Source organism: Pedobacter panaciterrae, from assembly GCF_013204795.1.
GTDB lineage: Bacteria > Bacteroidota > Bacteroidia > Sphingobacteriales > Sphingobacteriaceae > Pedobacter > Pedobacter panaciterrae.
Genome location: NZ_JABMKW010000017.1, coordinates 583,245 through 606,114 on the forward strand (window position 1 = coordinate 583,245; position 22,870 = coordinate 606,114).

The 22,870-nt window shown below is 37.0% G+C and carries 13 protein-coding genes; 2 read left to right on the forward strand and 11 right to left on the reverse strand.

Annotated features, from left to right (window positions below):
- Window positions 1-408 precede the first annotated feature (408 nt).
- Window positions 409-3,435, forward strand: a complete 3,027-nt coding sequence (locus HQN86_RS14000) for a glycosyltransferase family 117 protein (RefSeq protein WP_172661533.1) — start codon at window positions 409-411, stop codon at window positions 3,433-3,435.
- A gap of 351 nt (window positions 3,436-3,786) precedes the next feature.
- Here HQN86_RS14000 and HQN86_RS14005 read toward each other — a convergent pair whose 3' ends face one another.
- The 9 genes from HQN86_RS14005 to HQN86_RS14045 all read right to left on the reverse strand — a co-directional run bounded on the left by HQN86_RS14005 (window position 3,787) and on the right by HQN86_RS14045 (window position 18,406).
- Window positions 3,787-4,752, reverse strand: a complete 966-nt coding sequence (locus tag HQN86_RS14005; RefSeq protein ID WP_172661534.1) for an acetyl-CoA carboxylase carboxyltransferase subunit alpha — start codon at window positions 4,750-4,752, stop codon at window positions 3,787-3,789.
- 99 nt (window positions 4,753-4,851) lie between these two features.
- Window positions 4,852-6,261, reverse strand: a complete 1,410-nt coding sequence (locus HQN86_RS14010; protein ID WP_172661535.1) for an MFS transporter — start codon at window positions 6,259-6,261, stop codon at window positions 4,852-4,854.
- A gap of 48 nt (window positions 6,262-6,309) precedes the next feature.
- Complete coding sequence (locus HQN86_RS14015) at window positions 6,310-8,628, reverse strand: glycoside hydrolase family 65 protein (RefSeq protein WP_172661536.1); 2,319 nt, start codon at window positions 8,626-8,628, stop codon at window positions 6,310-6,312.
- A 51-nt stretch (window positions 8,629-8,679) separates the two neighbouring features.
- Window positions 8,680-9,345 carry a beta-phosphoglucomutase gene (gene pgmB, locus HQN86_RS14020; protein ID WP_172661537.1) on the reverse strand — a complete coding sequence of 222 codons (666 nt, stop codon included), beginning with the start codon at window positions 9,343-9,345 and terminating at the stop codon, window positions 8,680-8,682.
- Window positions 9,346-11,193, reverse strand: coding sequence for a glycoside hydrolase family 13 protein (locus tag HQN86_RS14025; RefSeq protein WP_172661538.1), 1,848 nt, complete (start codon window positions 11,191-11,193; stop codon window positions 9,346-9,348).
- 93 nt (window positions 11,194-11,286) lie between these two features.
- Window positions 11,287-12,294: a SusE domain-containing protein gene (locus tag HQN86_RS14030; RefSeq protein WP_172661539.1), complete on the reverse strand. Its 1,008-nt coding sequence runs from the start codon at window positions 12,292-12,294 to the stop codon at window positions 11,287-11,289.
- Between the two features lie 25 nt (window positions 12,295-12,319).
- The gene (locus HQN86_RS14035) at window positions 12,320-13,909 is read right to left on the reverse strand and encodes a RagB/SusD family nutrient uptake outer membrane protein (RefSeq protein ID WP_172661540.1); all 1,590 of its coding nucleotides are present in this window, start codon (window positions 13,907-13,909) and stop codon (window positions 12,320-12,322) included.
- 13 nt (window positions 13,910-13,922) lie between these two features.
- Complete coding sequence (locus HQN86_RS14040; RefSeq protein WP_172661541.1) at window positions 13,923-16,901, reverse strand: SusC/RagA family TonB-linked outer membrane protein; 2,979 nt, start codon at window positions 16,899-16,901, stop codon at window positions 13,923-13,925.
- A 494-nt stretch (window positions 16,902-17,395) separates the two neighbouring features.
- Window positions 17,396-18,406, reverse strand: coding sequence for a LacI family DNA-binding transcriptional regulator (locus tag HQN86_RS14045; RefSeq protein ID WP_172661542.1), 1,011 nt, complete (start codon window positions 18,404-18,406; stop codon window positions 17,396-17,398).
- A 176-nt stretch (window positions 18,407-18,582) separates the two neighbouring features.
- Between HQN86_RS14045 and HQN86_RS14050 the strand changes: the two genes are divergently transcribed.
- A complete protein-coding gene (locus tag HQN86_RS14050) occupies window positions 18,583-19,731 on the forward strand; it encodes a fatty acid desaturase family protein (protein ID WP_172661543.1) in 1,149 nt (382 codons plus the stop codon).
- 102 nt (window positions 19,732-19,833) lie between these two features.
- On the opposite strand, the gene HQN86_RS14055 is transcribed toward HQN86_RS14050, so the two are convergent.
- Together HQN86_RS14055 and HQN86_RS14060 are read right to left on the reverse strand one after the other, a co-directional pair.
- Window positions 19,834-21,246, reverse strand: a complete 1,413-nt coding sequence (locus HQN86_RS14055) for a calcineurin-like phosphoesterase C-terminal domain-containing protein (protein ID WP_172661544.1) — start codon at window positions 21,244-21,246, stop codon at window positions 19,834-19,836.
- A 34-nt stretch (window positions 21,247-21,280) separates the two neighbouring features.
- A complete protein-coding gene (locus HQN86_RS14060) occupies window positions 21,281-22,867 on the reverse strand; it encodes a DUF5689 domain-containing protein (protein ID WP_172661545.1) in 1,587 nt (528 codons plus the stop codon).
- Window positions 22,868-22,870 lie beyond the last annotated feature (3 nt).

The following is a 22,870-nucleotide window of genomic DNA, read 5'->3' on the forward strand; positions in this document are numbered from 1 at the left end:
AAAGGTTGCTTTGAAATGGAATGCAAATCTACGCACATTTTTCAATTTTGCAAGGGGCAAATAAAAAAAATATAAAATATTTTATATCAAATAGCCCACCCTGCTTATTACTCCCAATAAATCAATCAGTTAATCTAATCATATTTTTATAATTATTTTTTCACCACATGAACGTTACTTAAATAATGTATACAGCATATACTAAGGAATAAAGCCATGTTTTAATCTAATCGTACATTTTTACAATAACTGAATTCATACAATATCGTCTATATTATATGTAGTGATTATCTTAAGCAGGAACGTTAAATTTGTTAAACACAGCTTTAGATTATACGATTATCAATCTTATTCTTTATTTTCGGACGCAATTAATTGCCTTTACATTAGTAACTACTTGATAACGAAATGAATTATTCAAAAATCAATAACATTACCGGTTGGTTCTGTTTTGCCATTGCTACCTTAACCTATATTTTAACTCTAGAGCCCTCTGTTAGTTTTTGGGACTGTGGCGAATTCATAGCTTCTGCTCTAAAAATGCAGGTGGTGCATCAACCAGGAGCCCCTTTATTTTTAATGATCCAGAGATTCTTCTCTTTACTTGCTCTTGGCGATGTTACTAAAGTAGCATATTTCATGAACGTGGGTTCTGCAGTTGCAAGTGGTGCTACTATATTATTTTTGTTCTGGACAATTACTGCCCTAGCCAAAAAGATCTTAATAAAAGATAAAGAAGAGATTTCTAAAGCCAACCTAATCTCTATTATGGGAGCTGGTGTTGTTGGAGCCCTTGCTTATACATTCTCTGATAGCTTCTGGTTTTCGGCAGTTGAATCTGAAGTATATGCGCTATCTTCACTATTTACAGCTATAGTTTTCTGGGCTATATTAAAATGGGAAGCACATGCCGACGAACCTCGTGCTGACAGGTGGTTGTTATTTATCGCCTACATTATGGGGCTTTCAATAGGCATCCACTTACTAAACTTGCTAACCATACCTGCAATTGCTTTTGTTTATTACTTTAGGAAAACTAAAAAAGCTACTACTTCAGGTATTGTAAAAACGGGATTAATTGGCATTCTAATTTTAGCCTTTATACAATACGGCATCATTCAATACCTGGTTTCTTTCGGTGCTTATTTTGACTTGTTCTTTGTAAACACCTTAGGTTTTGGTTTTGGGTCGGGTGTTATTTTCTTTGCAATATTATTAATAGGTGGTATTGTTTGGGGTATTAGATATTCGATAAAACACCAAAAGAAGATCCTCAACCTTGCGCTATTATCTACAGTATTAATCATATTCGGATATGGCTCTTTTGCAATGATCATTATTCGTGCGAAGGCAGATCCTAATCTAAATAATAGTGATCCCGATAATGCTTTTTCATTTCTGGGATACCTTAACAGGGAACAATATGGCGATAGACCATTACTATTTGGGCCTAACTATAACTCACAAAAGGTTGATATTAAACAGGGTAAAACCCTATACAGAAAAGGTGCTGAAAAATATGAAGTAGCTGGAAGAAAAACTGATTACGAGTACGACAGAACTACACCTTTTCCGAGAATGTATAGTGATGATGCGCGACATATAGGTTATTATAAGGATATGATGGGCTTTGATGATACCCATTTCCCTAATCTTATAGATAATATTGGATTCTTTTTTGGCTATCAGACCGGCCAGATGTACATGAGATACTTTATGTGGAACTTTGTTGGTCGTCAAAATGACGATCAGGGACAAGGAAGTTTGTACGAAGGTCAATGGTTAAGTGGGATTAAACCGATAGATGCTGCTCGCCTGGGCGATCAAACTCACCTCCCTCCAACTATAACCGACAATAATGCATACAATAGATTCTTCTTTTTGCCGCTTATATTAGGACTGCTGGGAGCAATATGGCATTTCCAACGTAATCAAAAAGATGCAGGTATAATAGCCTTGTTATTCTTCTTTACTGGTATGGCTATTGTATTGTATCTTAATCAAAAGCCTATGGAGCCAAGGGAGCGGGATTACGCCTATGCCGGATCCTTTTATGCCTTTGCTATATGGATAGGTCTGGGAGCATTGGCTTTAAAAGAGTGGCTATTTAAGAAGGTCACCCCTGCTACAGGTGCTGTTCTGGCAACAGTTGTTGGATTGTTTGCTGCACCCGTAATTATGGCGGCACAAGGATGGGATGATCATGATCGTTCTACTAAGCTTGTTGCTCATGATATAGCGGTTGATTATTTAGAGTCTTGTGCACCAAATGCAATTCTATTTACCTACGGTGATAATGATACCTATCCGCTTTGGTACATACAGGAAGTTGAAAATGTTAGACCAGATATCCGTCTGGTAAACCTAAGCTTATTTGATACTGATTGGTATATAAATGGAATGAAGCGTAAGCAAAATGAATCTGAGCCATTGCCGATAAGCATGAAAGAATCTCAATATGTACAAGGCAATAGAGATGTAATGTATTATCAGGATTATAAAATTGCAGGTTCAATTGAACTGAGTAAGATTTTTGAAGTATTAACTTCTGATAATGATGAAGATAAACTTCCCTTAAATGACGGTACAAAAGAAAACTTTATCCCAACCAAAAATTTTAAACTTACTGTAAACCGTGCTGACGTTATTAAAAACGGGGTAGTTAGTGCCGCAGACTCAGCTAAAATTGTTCCTGCTCTTGAATGGAAATTTAATAAGAACTACGTTACTAAAGGTACTTTAGCAATGTTTGACATCCTTGTTCACAATAACTGGAAAAGACCAATTTATTTTGCCAGTACAGTGCCTTCAGAGCAATACAATGGCCTGGACAACTATTTATATAACGAAGGGCTTGCGATACGACTAATGCCTTTAAAAATAGATAGCGCCGCTGGAAAAAGCGATTTGGTAAATACGCCTGTTCTATACAATAACCTGATGAATAAATTCAAATGGGGCAATGTAAAGAATGCGCGTTATCTTGACACGCAATCATCAGACGATATCTCTATTTTTACAAGCATGTTTAATAATGCTATTACCGGTCTTGTTAAAGAAGGAAAAATTGAAGATGCTAAAAAAGTTGCGAACCGTTATTTCGAAGTAATGCCTGATAAGTTCTATGGTATGCGTTCTATGATGGGGGCATATTTTATGGCTGAGAATCTGTATACTTTGAATGACAGCAAGAGAGCCAATGCTCTAATCGAAAAATCTGCAGCCTATATACAAAAGGAACTTACTTACCTTGCCGATGTATCTAAGAGCAAAAACAAATTTATTGGCGGACAGAACGTACAACTTGGTATGTCGTTCCTAAATCAAATGGCAAAAATAACTGAGGCAAATAAGGAGACTAAATTAAGTCAGAGTTTGACAAAACAATTCAATGAATTAGAAGGAAGGTTTTCACAATATTTTGCACAACAATAAGAGGTAAGCTCTCATTCTGCTCCCCGGCTGCATTAATTTGGCTCAGAAAAAGAGCCAAATGAACGCTAGGTCGGTTCACAGAAAACTCGCTTACTACCAAACAAAAACAAATCAGGAATGAGTGCTGATTAATTAGCCAGATCCCTTTCCAAAATTTAGAAAATTATTAAAAAACATAACAGAAAAAGGCCCCGAAATTTTATCGGGGCCTTTTTCTGTTATTACAAATTTAATTATATAATCCTTTGATTATTTTAGGCGGTAGTAAGCGAGTTTTCTGTGAACCGACCTAGCGTTCATTTGGCTCTTTTTCTGAGCCAAATTAATGCAGCCGGGGAGCAGAATGCGAGCTTACCCTTCTACAACAACTCCCATTGCGCAGAATTTATCAATCCTAGTGGCAATCATCTTCTCAGTTTTCTCCTTAGTAAGCGTTTTCAAATCATCGAGAATCTGCTTTTTAATAGTTCCAGCCATTTGTTCTGGGTTTTGATGTGCACCACCAAGTGGTTCTTTTATAATACCATCGATAAGTTTGTTTTCGAACATATCATCAGAAGTCAGCCTTAAACATTCTGCGGCTCTTTCTTTATAATCCCAGCTTCTCCATAGAATTGAAGAACAAGATTCCGGAGAGATTACCGAATACCAGGTATGCTCTAACATATACACTTTATCTCCAATACCAATACCCAAAGCTCCCCCAGAGGCACCTTCACCAACAACAAAACAAAGGATTGGTACTTTTAGCACAGACATCTCTAATAAGTTTCTGGCAATTGCCTCTCCCTGCCCGCGCTCTTCAGCCTCAAGCCCAGGATATGCACCCATCGTATCTATAAAAGAAATAACAGGTTTGTTGAACTTCTCAGCCAGTCTCATTAGGCGAAGTGCTTTTCTGTAGCCTTCAGGATTAGCCATTCCGAAATTACGGTATTGACGCTCTTTTGTGTTTTTCCCTTTCTGATGGCCGATAATCATCACCGTTTTACCATCAATAGTAGCAAATCCACCAATAATTGCTTTGTCGTCTCCTACAGTCCTGTCGCCATGCATTTCAATAAAATCATCGCAGATCATGCTGATGTAATCTAAAGTCTGAGGCCTTTCCGGATGACGAGACATTTGAACTTTTTGCCAGCCTGTTAAATGGCTGTAAAGTGTCTTCTGCGTTTGTTCCAATTTTTCTTCAAGCTCTGCCAAGGTAGCAGACATGTCTACTTTTGTCTTATCAGCAACCTGTTTAACCTTTTCAATTTGCTGAACAAGTTCAGCTAAAGGTTTTTCAAAATCAAATGATGTTTTTATCTGTTCCATAAGCGGGCTGTAAAAATAGGTATTTTATTTTACCTGTTCAACTCCTTTTTATTGTAGATACAAGTTTACGGTAAGTTTATAATCAGGTCAACCTTTATGTTATAAATCTGTACTTACATGTTTAATAACCTTTGGATCAGTAATCAGAAAATTAGCCAACCCTCCGATAATTAATGAAGTGCCTGCAAGTAACATGGCATTAATAGCTTCCTTACCAAAAATTAAATGATAAAGAAAATTTAACCCTCCAGTTGCCGCTATAATTTGTGGAATAACAATAAACATATTAAAGATCCCCATATACATCCCCATTTTCTTTGCATGTATCGCACTTGAAAGCATCGCATAAGGCATAGAAAGTATACTACCCCACGAAATTCCGATTAATATAAAAGAATAAATCAGATATTCCGGATCACGAATAAAGTACATCGAGATAAACCCAATGCCACCTGCAAGCAAGCTAATCATATGAATATATTTTCTATTGATATCCCGCTTTGCCGCATATAGTGTTAATATTAAGGCAAAAGCCATCGATGATAAGCCATACATCCCCATACAAGAACCTACAAGATCAGCCGCATTGTTATATGCCTTACTGGCATCAGCAAACAGTGCTTTTGATGCAACATTACTCATATTATAGGCTTGTTCCATAGGCAATGGTGCTTTAAAAACATGATCAGTTAATGCGGGCGTAGCCAAACTCCACATAGCAAAAAAAGCGAACCAGCTAAAGAACTGTATTATTCCAAGAAGTGCCATAGTTTTTGGCATATTGGATATACTTTGAAAAATTTCCTTAACTCCGTTTAAAAGTCCCCTACTCTCATGGTTTGACTTCTTTAGTTCTGCGAGATCTTCCGGAGGATATTCTGAGGTCGTAAAAATGGTGTATAATATTGATAAGAGAAAGACTGCTCCTCCTATAGCAAATGCTATTTTAATTGAAAGAGGAACTATGCCAGGATCAGCAACATTTGATACACCTAATTTATTCACTAACCAAGGTAAATTACTAGCGATCCATGTGCCTACCCCGATAATTAAAGTTTGCATTACAAAACCGTAAGACCGTTGAGATTCAGGCAACTTATCGGCTACAAGGGCTCTAAAAGGCTCCATACTTATATTTATAGATGCATCCAGAACCCACAAACATCCCGCTGCAACCCAAAGTACAGGTGAATGTGGTAAAAAGAATAAGGTTAAGGTGCTTAAAATGGCTCCTATTAGAAAGAAAGGTTTCCTGCGTCCCCACGTTGGGTGCCATGTCCTGTCGCTTAAATAACCAATTATTGGCTGCACAAGTAAACCTGTTAGCGGCGCAGCTACCCAAAGCATCGGAATTTCGCCTTCGCTTGCCCCCAGGGTTTGGAAAATTCTTGACATGAACCCACCTTGTAATGCAAATCCAAATTGTATTCCTAAAAATCCAAAGCTCATATTGAAGATATTCCAAAAGGATAATCTTGGTTTAGCTAGTTTAATGCTACTCTTTTCCATATTAAAATTCAATCATTTGTGCAGATGAAGACATAACTTTAACTCTTATCATACCACTGTTCCATTATAAGAAATCACCTTTTCACCTTTGGGAATACTATATAATTCATTGAATATAAGCACTTCAAGGGTTTGCTCTGAATTGTTGATGATGATAATTTGGCGTATAGTTATCTTTATTTTTAATTGTACTCCTCTAAAACCAATGGTAAACGAAAAAGAATCCCACTGTTTAGGTAAAAACGGACTGAACTTTAGTTGATTGTTTCTTACACGCATTCCTGCAAATCCTTCAACAATACTCATCCAGGTACCTGCCATAGAAGTGATGTGCAGGCCGTCTTCTGTATCATTATTATAATCATCCAAGTCCAAACGCGCTGTACGTAAGTAAAATTCATAAGCTCGTTGCTCGTCGTTAAGTTTTGCTGCTAATATGCTATGCACACAGGGTGAGAGCGAGCTTTCATGAACAGTTCTGCTTTCATAAAAATCGAAGTTCTTCCTTAAGGTTTCCAATTCATAATCATCTTCAAAGAAATACATTCCCTGTAGCACATCCGCCTGTTTAATGAAACCCGATCGTAATATTCTATCCCAACTCCATTTTTGATTAAGAGGCCGTTCTTCCGCCGCCAAGTCCTTAACCAGAATCTGCTCCTTATCCATAAAACCATCCTGTTGTAAAAATACTCCTGTATTTTCATCATAAGGATAATACATATTGGTAACTATTTTGGTCCAGTCGGCAAACTCCAGCTCCGCATTCAGATTTGCATTTAATATTACGTTCTGGTATTGCTCAGGGTATTTTTCCTTCACTATTTCCGCCACTTCAACAGTATATTTCAGGCACCACGCTGCTAGTGTATTGGTATACCAGTTGTTATTAACGTTATTCTCGTATTCGTTTGGCCCAGTTACCCCCAGCATTACATACTTATTCTTTTCTGTACTCCAATTAACCCTTTGTTTCCAAAAACGAGCAATGCCAATCAAAACTTCTAATCCATATTCACTTAAGTAACTTTCATCACCAGTATAACGGACATAGTTAAATATGGCAAAAGCTATGGCTCCATTTCTATGAATTTCTTCGAAAGTTATCTCCCATTCATTGTGGCACTCTTCTCCGTTCATTGTTACCATCGGATATAGCGCGGCCCCATCTTTAAAACCAAGCTTTGATGCGTTTTCAATTGCCTTTTGAAGATGTTTATAGCGATATACCAATAAGTTTTTAGCTACTTCCTGAGGAGCTGTTGATAAATAGAAAGGAATACAATAGGCTTCGGTATCCCAATAAGTTGAGCCACCATACTTTTCTCCCGTAAACCCTTTAGGTCCGATATTTAACCTTGCATCTTTACCCGTATAAGTTTGATTTAATTGAAATATGTTAAATCTAATTGCTTGCTGAGCAGCAACATCACCAGCAATGACAATATCGCTTTCCTGCCATTTAACTGCCCACGCATCTGAGTGTTCTTTCAGCAACTGTTCAAAACCCTTGGCAGAAGCTTGATCGATTACTTGTTTTGATCTTTCAATTAGCACCTGCTTCTCGTGATTCTCGGAAGTTAGATTGGATACAATTTTATAAACATCAATCACATCGCCCTGCTTAACATTTACCTTAACTGTTTGGCCAAGGTATTTTTCACTCACAACCGGACTTAAGCTTACACTTTCATTATTTATCAGTATGGTTGATCTTGCACTCGTGCAAACATCAAAATCAGTTTTTTTTGTTTTTAGTAATAAATAATCGGTATTCTTATCCTGCTCTTTACTTACCTCATTCCAGAACTTTTCATCATAATTGGAGTCTTCATTCTTTACATCTCCATCAATAAAAGAAGTAACAGATAATACAATGTTTTCAAAGTTTAGTGGCACCAATTGATAATGTAATGCTCCCACTTCATCATCTATAATACTGCAAAATCGTTTGGCAATAACTTTAACAGCTTTCCCATTTTTATTTTCGGCAATAAATGAGCGTGTAAGATACCCCTCCTTCATATTTAATACACGTTTGAAGGCTGTAACCTTACAGTTATTGAGGTCAAGGGTCTCATCCCCAATCCTAATGTCAATACCTACCCAGTTTGTGGCATTAAGAACTTTAGCAAAATATTCAGGATAGCCATTTTTCCACCATCCAACACGGGTTTTATCTGGATAATAGATTCCTGCCACATAATTTCCCTGAAGGGTTTCTCCTGAATAAGCTTCCTCAAAATTAGCACGCTGTCCCATCCGACCATTGCCGATGCTAAAAATGCTTTCTGATATTTTATTTAAATGTGGATCAAAGCCTTCCTCTATAATATTCCATTCATCTGGTTTTATATAATTCTTCATCGTCTATTCTTCTCTGGTAGTTAATGTTAATTGGCCTTATGCATTTTCAAATTAATTATTCCTTAGGGCAAGGATTTTACTAAGTGTAATCTCTGACAAGTCTTTTGCTATTAAGTGCGTTTCTTTCAGATGTTCTTCATCACCTATTCCAATAACTTTCATATTTCCAGCAAGTGCAGCCATTACCCCTGCTTGCGCATCTTCAAATACAACACAGTTTTCAGGTTCTGTATTTAACATTTCTGCCGCTTTCAAAAAAACTTCTGGATCTGGTTTGGAGGTTGTTACTGAATTACCATCCACAATTGCATCAAAGAAATGTGCAAGATTGGTACGCTGTAAAATAATAGATGAGTTTTTACTTGCCGATCCTAAAGCGATTTTTATACCTGAAGATTTTAATTCGGTTAATAATGTTAAAGAACCAGGCAGCACCTCATCTGTTGTCATTTTATTGATCATAGCTACATACCATGAATTTTTGAGACTTGCTAATTCTTCTTTTTCTTCAGCAGATTTCTGCATACCACCCCAATCCAAAATCATTTCTAATGAACGCATTCTGTTTACTCCTTTTAATTGCTCATTTTGCAATTGAGTAAAATCAAAGCCCAATGAATTGGCCAGCTGTTTCCATGCTTTATAATGATAAACTGCTGTATCTACCAATACTCCATCAAGATCGAATATGCAGGCTATTTGTTGTGTATGTTGCATCTAGTTTAATTCTAAAACAAGTGTTGTTTTTGCGGGAACTGAAATGGTTTTAATACTGCCTAATTTTTCTTTTGTGAGGACATTAGTGGCAGAAGTAAACTTTGAGAGACGCTGCTCAAAACGAGAGGTATCTAACTCTTTTACTTTATCTTCCGTGTTAACAACAATCATGACATCTTTTTTACCAACTTCAGTATATCTGAAATAAGTGTACAATCCATCTTCAGGTACAAATTGCATTAACTTACCTGTTTGCAATGCTATACTCCCTTTTCTATAGTTGGCAAGAATACTGATATGATTCCATGCTTCATTTTCCTGAACCGTGCGACCGTTCTTTGTAAATTTATCAGTCTTATCTCCCTCCCATCCACCTGGAAAATCAGAGCGCACCAATCCATCAGGGTTAGAAAAGTTTTTCATTAGTATTTCTGTGCCATAATAGATTTGAGGTATTCCGCGCATGGTTAATAAAATAGACATACCTGTTTTGAATTTATTAAGGTCTTCACCAACCATAGAATAAAACCTACTCATATCATGATTGTCAAGGAAGACTACATTCTGGTCTGCATCCTTATAAAGGAAGTCTTGAGCAATGGTGGTGTAAAGCCTAAAGATCCCATCAGTCCATCCCGACTTCCCATTCAAGGCTTCATAAATTGCATTTTTGATAACCGCATCGGTTATTCCTGGCAATTCGGTATCAAAGCCTGGCCTTACGGTGCTTCCCCCAGTAAAAAAAGCTTGAGCTGCAACAGAATTCACAAGCGTTTCACCAAAAATAGATAGGGTCGGGAATTCGGCCTTTAGTTTTTTAGCCCAATCTCTCATATATTCAGGTTCATTATACGGATAAGTATCTAATCTTAATCCATCAATACCTGCATATTCAATCCACCAGATGTGATTTTGAGTAATGTAATTTTGAACGTATAGGTTTTTCTGATTGAAATCTGGCATTGAAGGCACGAACCACCCGTCAAGCATTTTTTTCTTATCTGTTTCAGAAGCATGCGGATCCATTACAGGCTCATCACGATAGCTGGTTTGTGTATAAGTCGGCCATTGATTAACCCAATCTTTCATTGGCATATCATTATAGAACCAATGACCGGTTCCCATATGGTTATGCACAACATCCTTAATCACCTTTAGCCCTTTTTCGTGTGCTTTATTAACATATGTTTTGTAAAGCTCTAAGGTGCCATAGCGCGGATCAATTTTATAATGATTGGTAGCAGCATAGCCATGATATGAAGCAAGTGGCATATCATTTTCAATTTCCGGTGTCATCCAGATGGTGGTAATACCGAGGTCTTTTAAATAATCGAGTTTACCAATTAATCCTTGCAGGTCACCACCATGACGGTAATACATCGAATCGCGATTCAACTTAGTTTCGCGCATGCCCTTTATTACATCATTAGATTTATCACCATTTGCAAAACGGTCTGGCATTAACAGATAAATAAGATCTTTACTTGTTACTCCCTGAATTCGGGACGAAGATTGTTCTTTGTTTTTAAGTTCGTAAACATATTGCAGCTTCTTTTTGCCATTTTTATTAAATACAATCGGGAATTTACCTGCCTTAGCTTCTGCGGATATTTCAAGATCAAGGAAAAGATAATTTGGGTTTTCAACTTTATGAATTTCTGCAAGTTTCACTCCAGGATAGTTGATCTCTGCCTCTAAAGCAGCTATCTCAGTGCCATGTACAAGAAGTTGTAACTTGGGATTGTACATTCCAACCCACCAAAACATAGGTTCAACACGTTCTAGCTTTTGGGCATTAACCCTTGTCGTTAATAAGACTAGAAACAATAGAATAAATGATTTCCTCATTTTTTAAGTTTAATCGGTTATAAAAAATATGAGATTAGGCGATATATACCCCGCAAAGATTGAGCATTGCGGGGTAATATCTATATATGAAAGTTAGTTTTTAACCAGGGTATACTTCAAATTGTTTACGTCGAATGTAACGGTATAACTACCTCCCGAAGTAACTTTAATATTGCCTCCATTAAAAACTGCAGTTCCACCACTACCGCCATAGTTCACATCCCATTTATGATCTTGCCTGAATTTCATTTCACCAATTTTTAAATCAGCTGTAACTGTCCAAACGCCATGGGCATAGGCCATATCTGTATCTCCATCCCATCCTTTTGGTGTTGCATCTCCAATAAGTGCAAACACTATTGGAGTAATTTCTATTTGATTTTTGTTTAAATCAACAAAAAGCTGAAATGCACCTGCAGCAGGAGCTTTAAAATTATCACCTGCAGTCGGACTTATTTTACCACCCCCCGCATCTCCATAAGCAATATCCCATTTTTTAGCTGGCGTAATTTTAAATTCAAGATTACCCGGAGTAAATCCAATTACGCCCTTAAATTCACCATTCCCTGTAGGAGAAATTAGGCTGTCTGCTGTTTGTGGATTCCAGCCCTGATATGCACCAGGAACATAAATCCATGTAGTTAACGGGAACGGTCGTGCACTAAGTGTTAATGCATTACTGTAAACCGGCGCTACAGCACTGGAAATTGACGACTTAATCCTCATTTCTATTTCTGAATTTTCAGTAAATGATAAATTCAGTGCCAGCAACAAATTATTAAAATCAACACCCTTAAATACTTTAGAGAGTGCATTTGCTTCTAAGGCAACTTCTTTAGGTGTTTTAAAGTCCGTCCCTTTAACTGCCAATTGAAGCACATTTGTAATACCAGCCTGATATCCGAATGATGCATTAGTTAAATCAAGTGTAATTACATCGGTATTTAGCTTAGCCTTATCCAATACCAATGTAGATACAGATGACTTTAAAGTTCCCGGGGTACCCGAGGAGGCAACTACCTTTGTTTCCTCTTTTTTACAAGACCAAAGCCCTATGGTTATTAAACCTAAAGCAATGGATTTTATGATTAGTGATTTCATCTCAATAATTCTTCTTTATGTTAAATTAATAACCTGCGTTTTGGACTAAATTTGTATTAGCAATAAGATCTGCAGATGGTATCGGGAACAAATTCCTTGTATCAGATACTCCGGTACCAGCTTTAGCACCACCTTTAAATGGCCATACATACGAAGCATTTGTATATTTACCATAACGGATTAAATCTGTTCGACGAAAACCTTCCCAATACAACTCCCTGGCTCTTTCATCCAAGAAAAAAGGAATTGATAGAGAGGCCACATTTCCGGAAGTGTTACCATAAGCACGTTCACGTAGGTTATTTACATAAGTAAGGGCCTGAGCTGCATTACCGCCAGAGCCTCCTCTGGTAACAGCTTCGCTATAAATCAAATATTGTTCAGCCAGGCGGAATAATGGAAAATCAAGAGAAGAAAACTTGCCCTCAATCGAAGGAGCTGGAACCCCTGCTGAGTTTACATTTCTAAATTTAGTAACTCTTAAACCATCAGAGAAAACACCCATTTCATCGTTGGCAAGCTTTGTTCCAAAGAACATCGCTCTTTTATCAGTGTTACCGCTGTAATCTCCAAAAATCAGAGGAAGGGGGTTCTTAGTACGGTTGCCCGCCCACCCACCGGTTGGCACACCAAAAGAAGCGGGGTTCATATCTCCATTGATAGCTGCGTTGATAAGATATGTTGTTCCTCCATCATTCTGAGTATGAATGCCATCATAATTAATGGTTAGAATTAATTCATTTTTACTTGTAACGTTATTATCTGTTAGAAATAGGTTTTTATAAGTACTGGCAAGAGAATAACCGCCATTAATAACTTTACTCGAATAGGTAATTGCTTCTGTGTATTTTGCCGTGCCGGTGTATATTTCTGCATTTAGATATAGCCTTGCCAATAGGGCCCAATCAGCACCTTTATCAGCTCTGCCGTATTCATTCGTTTGGGCATCAGCAAGATCAGATTCAATTGCTTTTAGTTCTGATTCAACATAATTAAACAAGTCTGTACGCTTGATTTGTTTAGGCGGAACTTTACCAATAACATCGTTTTCAGTTATAAACGGAGGATTCCCAAAACCATCTAATAATACCCAATACTGAAATGCTCTTAAGAATCGGGCTTCGGCGCGGTATTTCTGAATAGCCGTAGCATCAGCCCCTGAAATCCCTCTTGATGAAAGTTTCTCTGGTGTACTTTCACGAAGGAATTCATTACAAACAGTAATCTGATAAATACTGCGTGAATATAACCCTCTTAAAAATGTAGTTTCTGAAGTCCAGGTCATCTGATTCAAATCAGGAATTCCAGTATCATTCCAAGAACAAATTGCTTCATCTGAAGTTAGCTCTTGCGACATCCAGAACAATCTTAAAAAATCGGTAAAACCAGGATTCAGGCCACCTATATCACTTTCAGCAGTTGCGCCACTTGAATGGGTTAAGGCATAGCTTGCATACAATTTCACCAATTCTTGCTTATAACCTGCCGGTGTTGAATAAACGCTGGACGCTATTTGATCATTGGTGGGTGTTAAGTTCAAATCACTCTTCTTACATGAAGAAACAGACAGCCATACAATGGTTGAAACTGCTAATACTTTATATAAATTTTTCATTCTATTTCTCTAATTAAAAACCAACATTAAAACCTAAAGTATATGTTCTTGGTCGTGGATACAGGTTATAATCAATCCCTAGAATTGATTCCGGATCCAGGCCTTTATACTTTGTAACTACGAATACGTTCTGACAATTAGCCGATATACGCAAAGTCATATTATTACTTTTGGATATTCTTCCTGCGTCGAAAGCAATCCCGGCATTATCCATCTTTAAAAAAGATGCATTTTTTATATAATAATCACTTAGGTACTGGTTATTAGTAAAGTTTGTATTATAGATATCGGTAGTGGCATTGTTTATCAAACCTGTAGGGCTTAGGATATTTCTTTTAACACCAAAATTTGAAGAAACATTATCATAGATGTAATTGCCTAGATTAGCTCTTAGAACTGTGCTTAAAGTCCATTTTTTGTAATTGAAAGAAGTATTAAAACCAAATGTGAATTTAGGATCAGGTGCTTTGTAGAAATACTGGTCACCCGTATTAATAATACCATCTCCATTTAAATCTGCATAAACACCCTCCAGTGGTTTATCATTTGAGTCGTAAACTTGTTTATACACATAAAAAGAACCCGGAATCTGGTTGATTGCATTGTATTTTAGGTTTATTCCTGTACCACCTGTGATACCACCCGCATCAATTATAAACTTAGGGTCAGGGTTTAGAGAAAGATTGGTTACCTTTCTTTTATTGTAGGCAGCATTTACTCCAAAATCCCAGTTGGCATTTTCACCTTTGATTACCGAAAAGTTCAAATTAACCTCTGCTCCTCTTACATCCATATTACCAACATTGGTTAACAACCTGTTGTTAAAATTGGTTCCAGAAGGAATATCAACAGTCGATAATAGATCTTTTGTTTTTTTATAATAAACATCAATCCCACCATAAATGCGTCCATCAAAGAAACCGTAGTCTAAACCAGCGTTATAGGTTGTAGTGGTTTCCCATCTTAAATCAGGATCGTAAGCTGCTGGTGTATAATAGTCGTAAAGAGTATCTCCAATCTGGTATTGTCCTTGCCCGGTATTTGAATAGTACTTTGACAAATAATTGTAGTTACCAATTCCATCTTTATTTCCGGTTTCTCCATAACTTAATCTCAATTTCAAGTCAGACAAAACTTTACTGTCTTTAAGAAAATCCTCGCCAATTATTCTCCAGGTAAAACCTACAGAAGGGAAATAACCCCAGCGATTTTCTTCTGCAAATCTCGAGGAACCATCGGCACGCATAGTTGCTGATAGAATATATTTATCTGCAAGGGTGTATACAAACCTGCCATAATATGAAAGCAATTTTTCACGCTCTACTGCAAACGGGAAAGTTGGCGTTGATATAACTTCTCCGGTACCTTTGTAACTAGCAAAGTTATATGTAGTAGATGAGTTGTCATAATATCCATAACCTGCAGTTACATCGAACTTGCTTTTAATACTTTCGACATATTTGGCATAATTTAAATAGAACTCGGAAACTTTATTTCTTTGAGTGCCTACTGATCGTGTAAAGGAGCCTTGTGTGGCTGCACTCTGAGCTGCATATATTGGCACACGAACGGTTCCATAACCTTTTGAAACATCATAGCCTAAATTAAGGTTAGCGTGTAATTCAGGTAAAAAATGAAAAGAGTAATCGAATTGCGCGTTACCAAAGCTTCTCTCAGTTTTTCCGTTATTATCTTTTAATCTGATCAATCCAACTGGATTTCTTGGCGCATTCGGATTAGGAACATCCCCCTGAATCCATTCAAAATAGTTACCGTACTTATTCTCTGCATAAACTGATTGGGTAGGATCAAATTGGATAGCATTTTGTATCGCATCCTGATTTGCAAAATGAGCTTCTGTTAATGATCCTTTTAAATTCAGGTCAATTTTCAGGTGGTCACCAAATAACTTTGGTGAAATTCCGAACCCACCAGTAGCGCGTTTTAATCTGTCTGTTATTAGCAATCCTTTTTGGTCTAAATAGCCCCCAGAAACCCTATATGGCACTCCATGGAAAGCTCCAGAAAGACTTAAATTATTATCTGTTGTGAATGAATTATTATAGATTTCATCTTGCCAATCCGTATTGGAATTCCCTAGCAAAGCTTTAAATGTATGATCAGGATTGTCATCATATTTAACATCTGGATTATCATTAACAACTGTTCTTATCTGATCGGCAGAAAGTACTCCTACTTTTTTTGCAATAGTTGCATATGAATTATTTGTGCTGAAATTAATTACCGGCGTACCTGCAGAACCCTTTTTAGTAGTGATCAAAACTACTCCATTAGAAGCCCTTGATCCATAAATTGCCGTTGCATTTGCATCTTTTAGTACAGTAAAGCTTTCAATCTCATTTGGGTTTATTAACGCAAGTGGACTTGGAGCATTACCAATAGTATTACCACTTAATGGCACCCCATCAATTACAATAAGGGGGTCATTACTTGCATTAAGAGATGCCCCCCCTCTAATCCTAATAACACTTCCAGCACCGGGTGCCCCACCATTTGAGGTAATGTTTACACCCGAAACCTTGCCTTGGATTAACTGCTCTGGGGTAGTAATTGCTCCTTTCTGGAAATCTTTGGCACTAACAGTGGTAATTGATCCTGTTAGGTTCTTCTTCTCCGAAGTACCATAACCGATTACAACCACTTCGCTAAGATTTTGAGCGTCTGGCTTTAAATTAAAATCTACATTCGTGTTTCCGCTGATAGTAACCTGCTGATTAAGGGTCTCATAACCTATGTAGGTAACAGTAACAATTACAACACCATTCTTTAGCCCACCTAGCTGAAAAATTCCAGTGGCCGGAGTAGTGGTACTTTTATTTAAACTTTTGATCTGTATTGATGCTCCTGGCAAAGGCAATCCAGTTTCATCGAGCACTTTTCCAGTTAGTGAACTGGTTTGTGCATTTGCTGCAAAAACAGCTAGTGTTAAAAGCACCAGAAGACAGTGCTTCGTAAGGTAAAATACTTTCATATTTGGGCTCGTTTTTTAGTGTAATATTTGGTTAATGTTAACAGTATGTAACAGTTATGGTAAATTTACAAGCGCACTTGACAAATCAAAATTTTATATCATATTTTTTTTTAACACCATATTTTATACTTCAAAACAATAAAAATAGCTTTATAAATTTGCAAGCTAATTTTCCATAAAACAACCTAAAAAATTAATAATTATTTGATTATAAATAATTTACAAATTAAAATAAAGCTATTTAGTGTATATTTTACACTTACATATTTTTGATCATTTCTTCGGGAACGTTACCGGGAACGTTCCCGAAGTTTTCAACATATTTTACTGCCGCTCCTTATGATTTGGAATGAAATTCTGCGTGAAATCAGAAAATCGCCATTTTTTTTTGAAAAAAAAAAGCAAAATAGACCATAAAAAGCAGCTCTGTTTTTTCGTTAAAAAGTATCGTTTTTTGGATGCTGGATCGTTACTCTTTTTATTCAGGTTTTACCTCAGATTTCGGTCGATCTTCTCTTGATTAGTTTTGAATTAAGGACGATCTTTTCATTTGGATTTACCGAGGATGGATCTTCTAGCATTTTAAACAAAAGCAAGGCTGCTTCGACACCAATTTTTGTAGCCGGCTGTGTAACTGTTGTTAATGAAGGGTTCAATAAAGGAGCAATCTCCAAACTAGAAAAGCCTATTACTTTGAGCTCCTCAGGAACAGAAATTTTTAAATCATAACAAGCGTAATAGGTTGCAAATGCAAGGCGCTCAACGGAAGTAAAAACACCGTCGGGTTTTAACTGTGTAAGTACCTTTTTCAAAATCACATTATTTTTTGGGTAGCTGTTTGTACAATCAATTATAAGGTCTTCATCGTAAGGTATCTTATATTTTACTAATGCATCTATATATCCCTGCATCCTAAATTTACCTATAGAAAGGTTTTTATTGATAACCAGATAAGCTATACGGGTACATCCTTGCTTAATCAAATGTTGGGTAGCAGAAAAACTACTGTCATAATCATTAGTAATTACTCTGGGTGTAATAATATCTTCGTAAACACGATCAAAGAAAACAAGAGGTAAACGTTTTTGCGTAAGCTCATTTAAATAATTATGGTCATTAGCCTCACCTGAAACAGACATTATAATTCCATCTGCCCTCCCATTATGTAAATGTCTGATAAAAGATACTTCTTTTTGGTAATCGTCATCTGTAGCATAGATCAGAATGTGGTAGCCCTTTTCTCTTGCTACACGCTCTATTCCATGTATAGCCTGAGAGAAAAAGTTATTTGCCATCTCAGGAACAATTACTGCAATAGTTCTGCTTCGCTGCTCTCTTAAATTGCTGGCATGGTGATTAGGCTGATAATTTAGCTCCTTTGCCATCGTTAATATCCGCTCTTTCGTCTCTTTACTAATATCGCTATTATCTCTAAAAGCTCTTGAAACTGTTGAAGTTGATAAATTTAGTGCCTTAGCTAATTGCTTTATATTAACGTTATCCATCCAATTTTAATGATTTATATAGAATCACTAATTCACGGTAAATATAGATGAAAATCTAAACTCATAGTATTAACGTAATTAAATAATATAACGTTTACACCATGTCTGCATATTTATGGTACATTAGCTGAATATCATAGGGATATAGACAATATTAAGAAGAGGGAGAACAATTCATGACGAAAAAGGTCAAGTTTACTAATGCCAATAAATCTGCATTTTATGCAACTGTACGTTCAAGAGTTGATGCTTACTTTACTGAAAACAATGTTTCTACCTATGCAAATGGACAAATGTGGTTTAAGGCGTATTTTTTTCTTACAGGTCTAATAGGTACATACTTATTAATTCTTACTGCAAGTTTAAGCCTCCCTATTATGCTTTTACTAGCTATTATTTTAGGTATGTTTGGTGCTTTTGTCGGGTTTAATGTTTGTCATGATGCCATCCACAAGGCACTTTCACCTCACTTGGCAGTTAATAAAATCTTCAGTTTTGTTTTTAATCTAATTGGTGCAAGCCCATATGTTTGGAATATATGCCACAATATTGTACATCATACCTATACCAATATTGCAGGACATGATGAAGATATTGATGTGGCGCCAGGTCTAATTCGTTTTTCAGATGCTGAAACTGTTAATAGAGTTCAGCGTTATCAACATTTTTATGCATTTGTACTTTACAGCTTTGCTATGCTATCTTGGGTATTTAGAAAGGACTATAAAAAATTCTTTCAAAAGAAAATAGGTGAGCATGTTTTAACACACCCAAAAATTGAATATTTTAAGCTTTTTTTTTACAAAGGAATCTATTATTTCCTATTTATAGTCCTACCGTTAATAATACTTGACGTCACCTGGTGGCAATTTCTAATTGGGTTTTTAGCAATGCAATTTTCACAGGGACTTGTATTAGGCCTTGTTTTTCAATTAGCGCATGTGGTTGAAGGCACAAGCTTTCCAAATCCGGATACCCATGGCAATATTGAAGAGGCCTGGGCTGAGCATCAAATGAGAACAACAGCCAACTTTGCAACAGACAGTAAATTAACTAGCTTTCTATGCGGAGGATTAAATAGACAAATAGAACACCATCTTTTTCCTAAAGTATGCCATATACATTATCCTGCCATTGGTGGGATTGTTAAGGAAACCGCAGCAGAATTTGGATTACCTTACATCGAAAGTTCCACTTTTGGAGCAGCATTGGTATCCCATTACAAGACACTTCGCAAATTGGGAAAAGAAACTTATGCTGAAAACAAATACATTAATAAATCTTCCTGCTTATTTACCCGGAAAGTGTCTGCAGCATATCTATAGCGTACTTTAATGTGGCTATCGTAACCTTTAGTTTTAAATAAGTGGGAATCGTCATTCCGAAGCAAATTCAGAATGACGATATTATCCTACAGTAAGTATACCTTAAACAGTTATTTCTTTCTTATACTCAGTTCCAAAACGATCCTTAACTACCACCCTAACCCTTTTTACAGATGGTTTAAAATGAGCAACAAATAAGTGATCAGTCTGGTTTGGTTCAACAAACTTTCTCGGATTCGGCAATTCAGGTCCCTTGTAAAGTTCAATTGCCATAGGATCAAGGCCCAATTGATGCTCCATTAAGCCTAGAGTCTCTCCATCAAGATAATAACTTACAGTCCATTGAGGATCCCAATTCCACACATTCACAATCAATCGCATCTGATCTGTAAGTTTATCCACATACAATCGCATTTGTTCGTTTCTATCTTCTCCGGTAGCTTTATAATACCACTTTAACTGATTCCCTTCAACATTGTATACCCCATACCCCCTGGGTGTTCCGTCTCCACAGATCGGGCCAGTCCACCATGCTCCGCATACGGCTCCATGATTATGTTCAAAGATGCCATTGGAAATGTTATTGGCATTCACATGGGTGTGCCCAGACATAATGTGTACATTATCATATTCTTTTAAAAGAGCATAAAAATCAGTATTATTTTTTACTTGGTTATAAACCGGTATATGGAGGTTGATAATTAACAAACTGTCTTTAGATACCTGTTTAAGATCTTTCTCTAACCAGTTGAGCTGATCTTCTGTTATGAAACCATCGTATTCCCTCTCATTGCCCAGATAACGCACATCGTCCAGTACAACGTAATGTGCCTGTCCCCGATTAAATGAATAATAGGTTGGCCCATACATTTCCTTGAAGGTTTTATCCGAAGTTTCATCTCCTCCCATACGGTAATCCATATCATGGTTTCCTAGTGCCTGAAAAAACGGAATGTTCATCTGGCTCACCGCTTCATTATAATTTTTGAACAGTGTGAGATCGTCCCATACCAGATCACCTACACCGATGCCATGAACTAGGGTATCTTTTGGAAAAGACGCAATCAGCTGCTGAACATCAGGCACAGTAGTGTTCATCATCTGCGCCACATCCTTTTTATTCTTAACCTGAGGATCTGCCCAAATGATAAAAGTATGTTTATCATCTTTTACCTTTAGCGGTTGCAACACGAAATCATATTCATTTTTGCTGCCCAACTTCTCATATTGTCTGGCAACATTATAATCAGTTTTAAATTCATATCCTGAAGGGGTACTCATAAAGATACTGCTGGCTCTTTCATGAGGTGTAATCGAATAATTTCCACTTGAATCTGTAAGCACCACCGAAAATCCATCAGAAACAGCAACATTAGCAATTCCCTTCTTTCCCGAACTTACTTTGCCGCTTATAGTTTTATTCCGCTTTAAATTATCAAAAGCGCTTGATTTTAGTGTAATAAAGGCACAGCCCGTAATTAAGCCAAAGCTTTGTATAAAGGATCTTCTATTCATCTTCTATTTCAATCATTATAATTCAATTGGCTATTTATTTGATTACTGTAGATGGATAACCTTCAGGATTTTCTTCCGAGGGTCCTGGAAACACTCCTTCAATTTCACTAAGTGCTGAAGTTTTGGTTAATTCTATTGCAACCTGACGTCTTGCTTTCATCCATTTTCCTAATGCAACATCATAAATACCCCCTAACTTATTAAAGTAACCCTTATCGGCTTCAGTATAAATAAAATTCATCGTGTTTGTGCCACTGAGGTAAAAAGGAGTAGGTTTCAGATTATCTGACAAAACATCTACCTTATCATATAGGTCAGTATTGGCTACACGATAACCCAAACCGGTTTCTGCATTGTATAAACTCCCTCCTGAACCAATAAATACAACATCTACAGGATCTGTATTCACGTCGATTTCTGTACCTTCAAAAATAGCAAAGCCTGAGGCATTGCCACTATTAGCAAATAAACCAGTGGTTTTTAGTCCGAAACCATCACCATCACTTTTTGTATAATCAAACGCCCGGATCCACTTACTACTGCTCATAGATGTAGACCCCGATCCATTAATCATTTTGCCGGCACCGCCTACATAAAAAAACTCTCCCTTGTTTACAGTTCCTGAGGTTAGGTTGAATTTAAATGTTCTTGAATTTCCAGTTGTAGCGCGACTACCAGTTGCCCAGCCTAAAGTTGGGAAGCCTGTTGGGTTCGTTGCACCTGCATTATTCGTAACAACTACAGAATAAGGTGTTACTGAAAAATCAATAAATTTAGTCGCCTTAAATTGCATATATTCATAATTTCCATCTCCACCTTTAACATCGGCCATGTAACCGGTAATAATCACCGGTGCAACCTCTGGCACTGAACTTAATGCTTTAACATCTTTTAAGGTACGTATCCGATGCTCAGGAGTAAGTTTTCCATTCACATCTTGTTTATTGAGAACAATACCGTAATAAACTGCATTAAAATTAAGATTCCCTGCATTGGCAAATGTCGCCGTAGCCTCGGTATGCAAGGTAATGTTATCAAAGCCATCATTAATAGGTTTATCCCCAGCATATGTTGCAGTGCTTTCTACTGCCGGGTCAAAACTTGCCTTTACAATAGCTACAAATGTACTTTCATAATCATTTGGATTTTCTTTGATTTTGCTACTTGCTACTCTGTTTTTTGGAATTGGTCTACCAGTTGCAATTTTCGTTATCGCACTAGAACTCACCCCGGTAATTTGCAATATACCATCTAAGCGTTTAAGCACACTACCAGCAATATTTATCTGGACCGAATCTCCAGGTGCATACTCTGCAGCTGCTGCTCCTATGGGTATAGAAATACCTCGTACCAAGCCTAGACGTCTGTATTGTTCTATCACTAAAAGCCCCGAAGGTAGGTTATGTCCGGAGTGATCCGAGATCACAATCCCTTCTACACTTGTTGATCCAAACATATTATCTGCATTAAGGGTAAGATCTACTCCCTTATATAGATTTCTAAGATCATATATAGGAAGGTAAGAACTAACTGCTCCGCCCGGATAATTCTCTTTTTTGCATCCTAACCAGCCCAGGGTTACCGCGAGTAAAATGATGCTGTTAAATATTATTTTCTTCATGTG

Coding starts and splice junctions, on each gene's coding strand:
- HQN86_RS14000 (WP_172661533.1), top strand. CDS start 409: ATGAATTATTCAAAAATCAATAACATTACCGGTTGGTTCTGTTTTGCC.
- HQN86_RS14005 (WP_172661534.1), bottom strand. CDS start 4,752: ATGGAACAGATAAAAACATCATTTGATTTTGAAAAACCTTTAGCTGAA.
- HQN86_RS14010 (WP_172661535.1), bottom strand. CDS start 6,261: ATGGAAAAGAGTAGCATTAAACTAGCTAAACCAAGATTATCCTTTTGG.
- HQN86_RS14015 (WP_172661536.1), bottom strand. CDS start 8,628: ATGAAGAATTATATAAAACCAGATGAATGGAATATTATAGAGGAAGGC.
- pgmB (WP_172661537.1), bottom strand. CDS start 9,345: ATGCAACATACACAACAAATAGCCTGCATATTCGATCTTGATGGAGTA.
- HQN86_RS14025 (WP_172661538.1), bottom strand. CDS start 11,193: ATGAGGAAATCATTTATTCTATTGTTTCTAGTCTTATTAACGACAAGG.
- HQN86_RS14030 (WP_172661539.1), bottom strand. CDS start 12,294: ATGAAATCACTAATCATAAAATCCATTGCTTTAGGTTTAATAACCATA.
- HQN86_RS14035 (WP_172661540.1), bottom strand. CDS start 13,909: ATGAAAAATTTATATAAAGTATTAGCAGTTTCAACCATTGTATGGCTG.
- HQN86_RS14040 (WP_172661541.1), bottom strand. CDS start 16,901: ATGAAAGTATTTTACCTTACGAAGCACTGTCTTCTGGTGCTTTTAACA.
- HQN86_RS14045 (WP_172661542.1), bottom strand. CDS start 18,406: ATGGATAACGTTAATATAAAGCAATTAGCTAAGGCACTAAATTTATCA.
- HQN86_RS14050 (WP_172661543.1), top strand. CDS start 18,583: ATGACGAAAAAGGTCAAGTTTACTAATGCCAATAAATCTGCATTTTAT.
- HQN86_RS14055 (WP_172661544.1), bottom strand. CDS start 21,246: ATGAATAGAAGATCCTTTATACAAAGCTTTGGCTTAATTACGGGCTGT.
- HQN86_RS14060 (WP_172661545.1), bottom strand. CDS start 22,867: ATGAAGAAAATAATATTTAACAGCATCATTTTACTCGCGGTAACCCTG.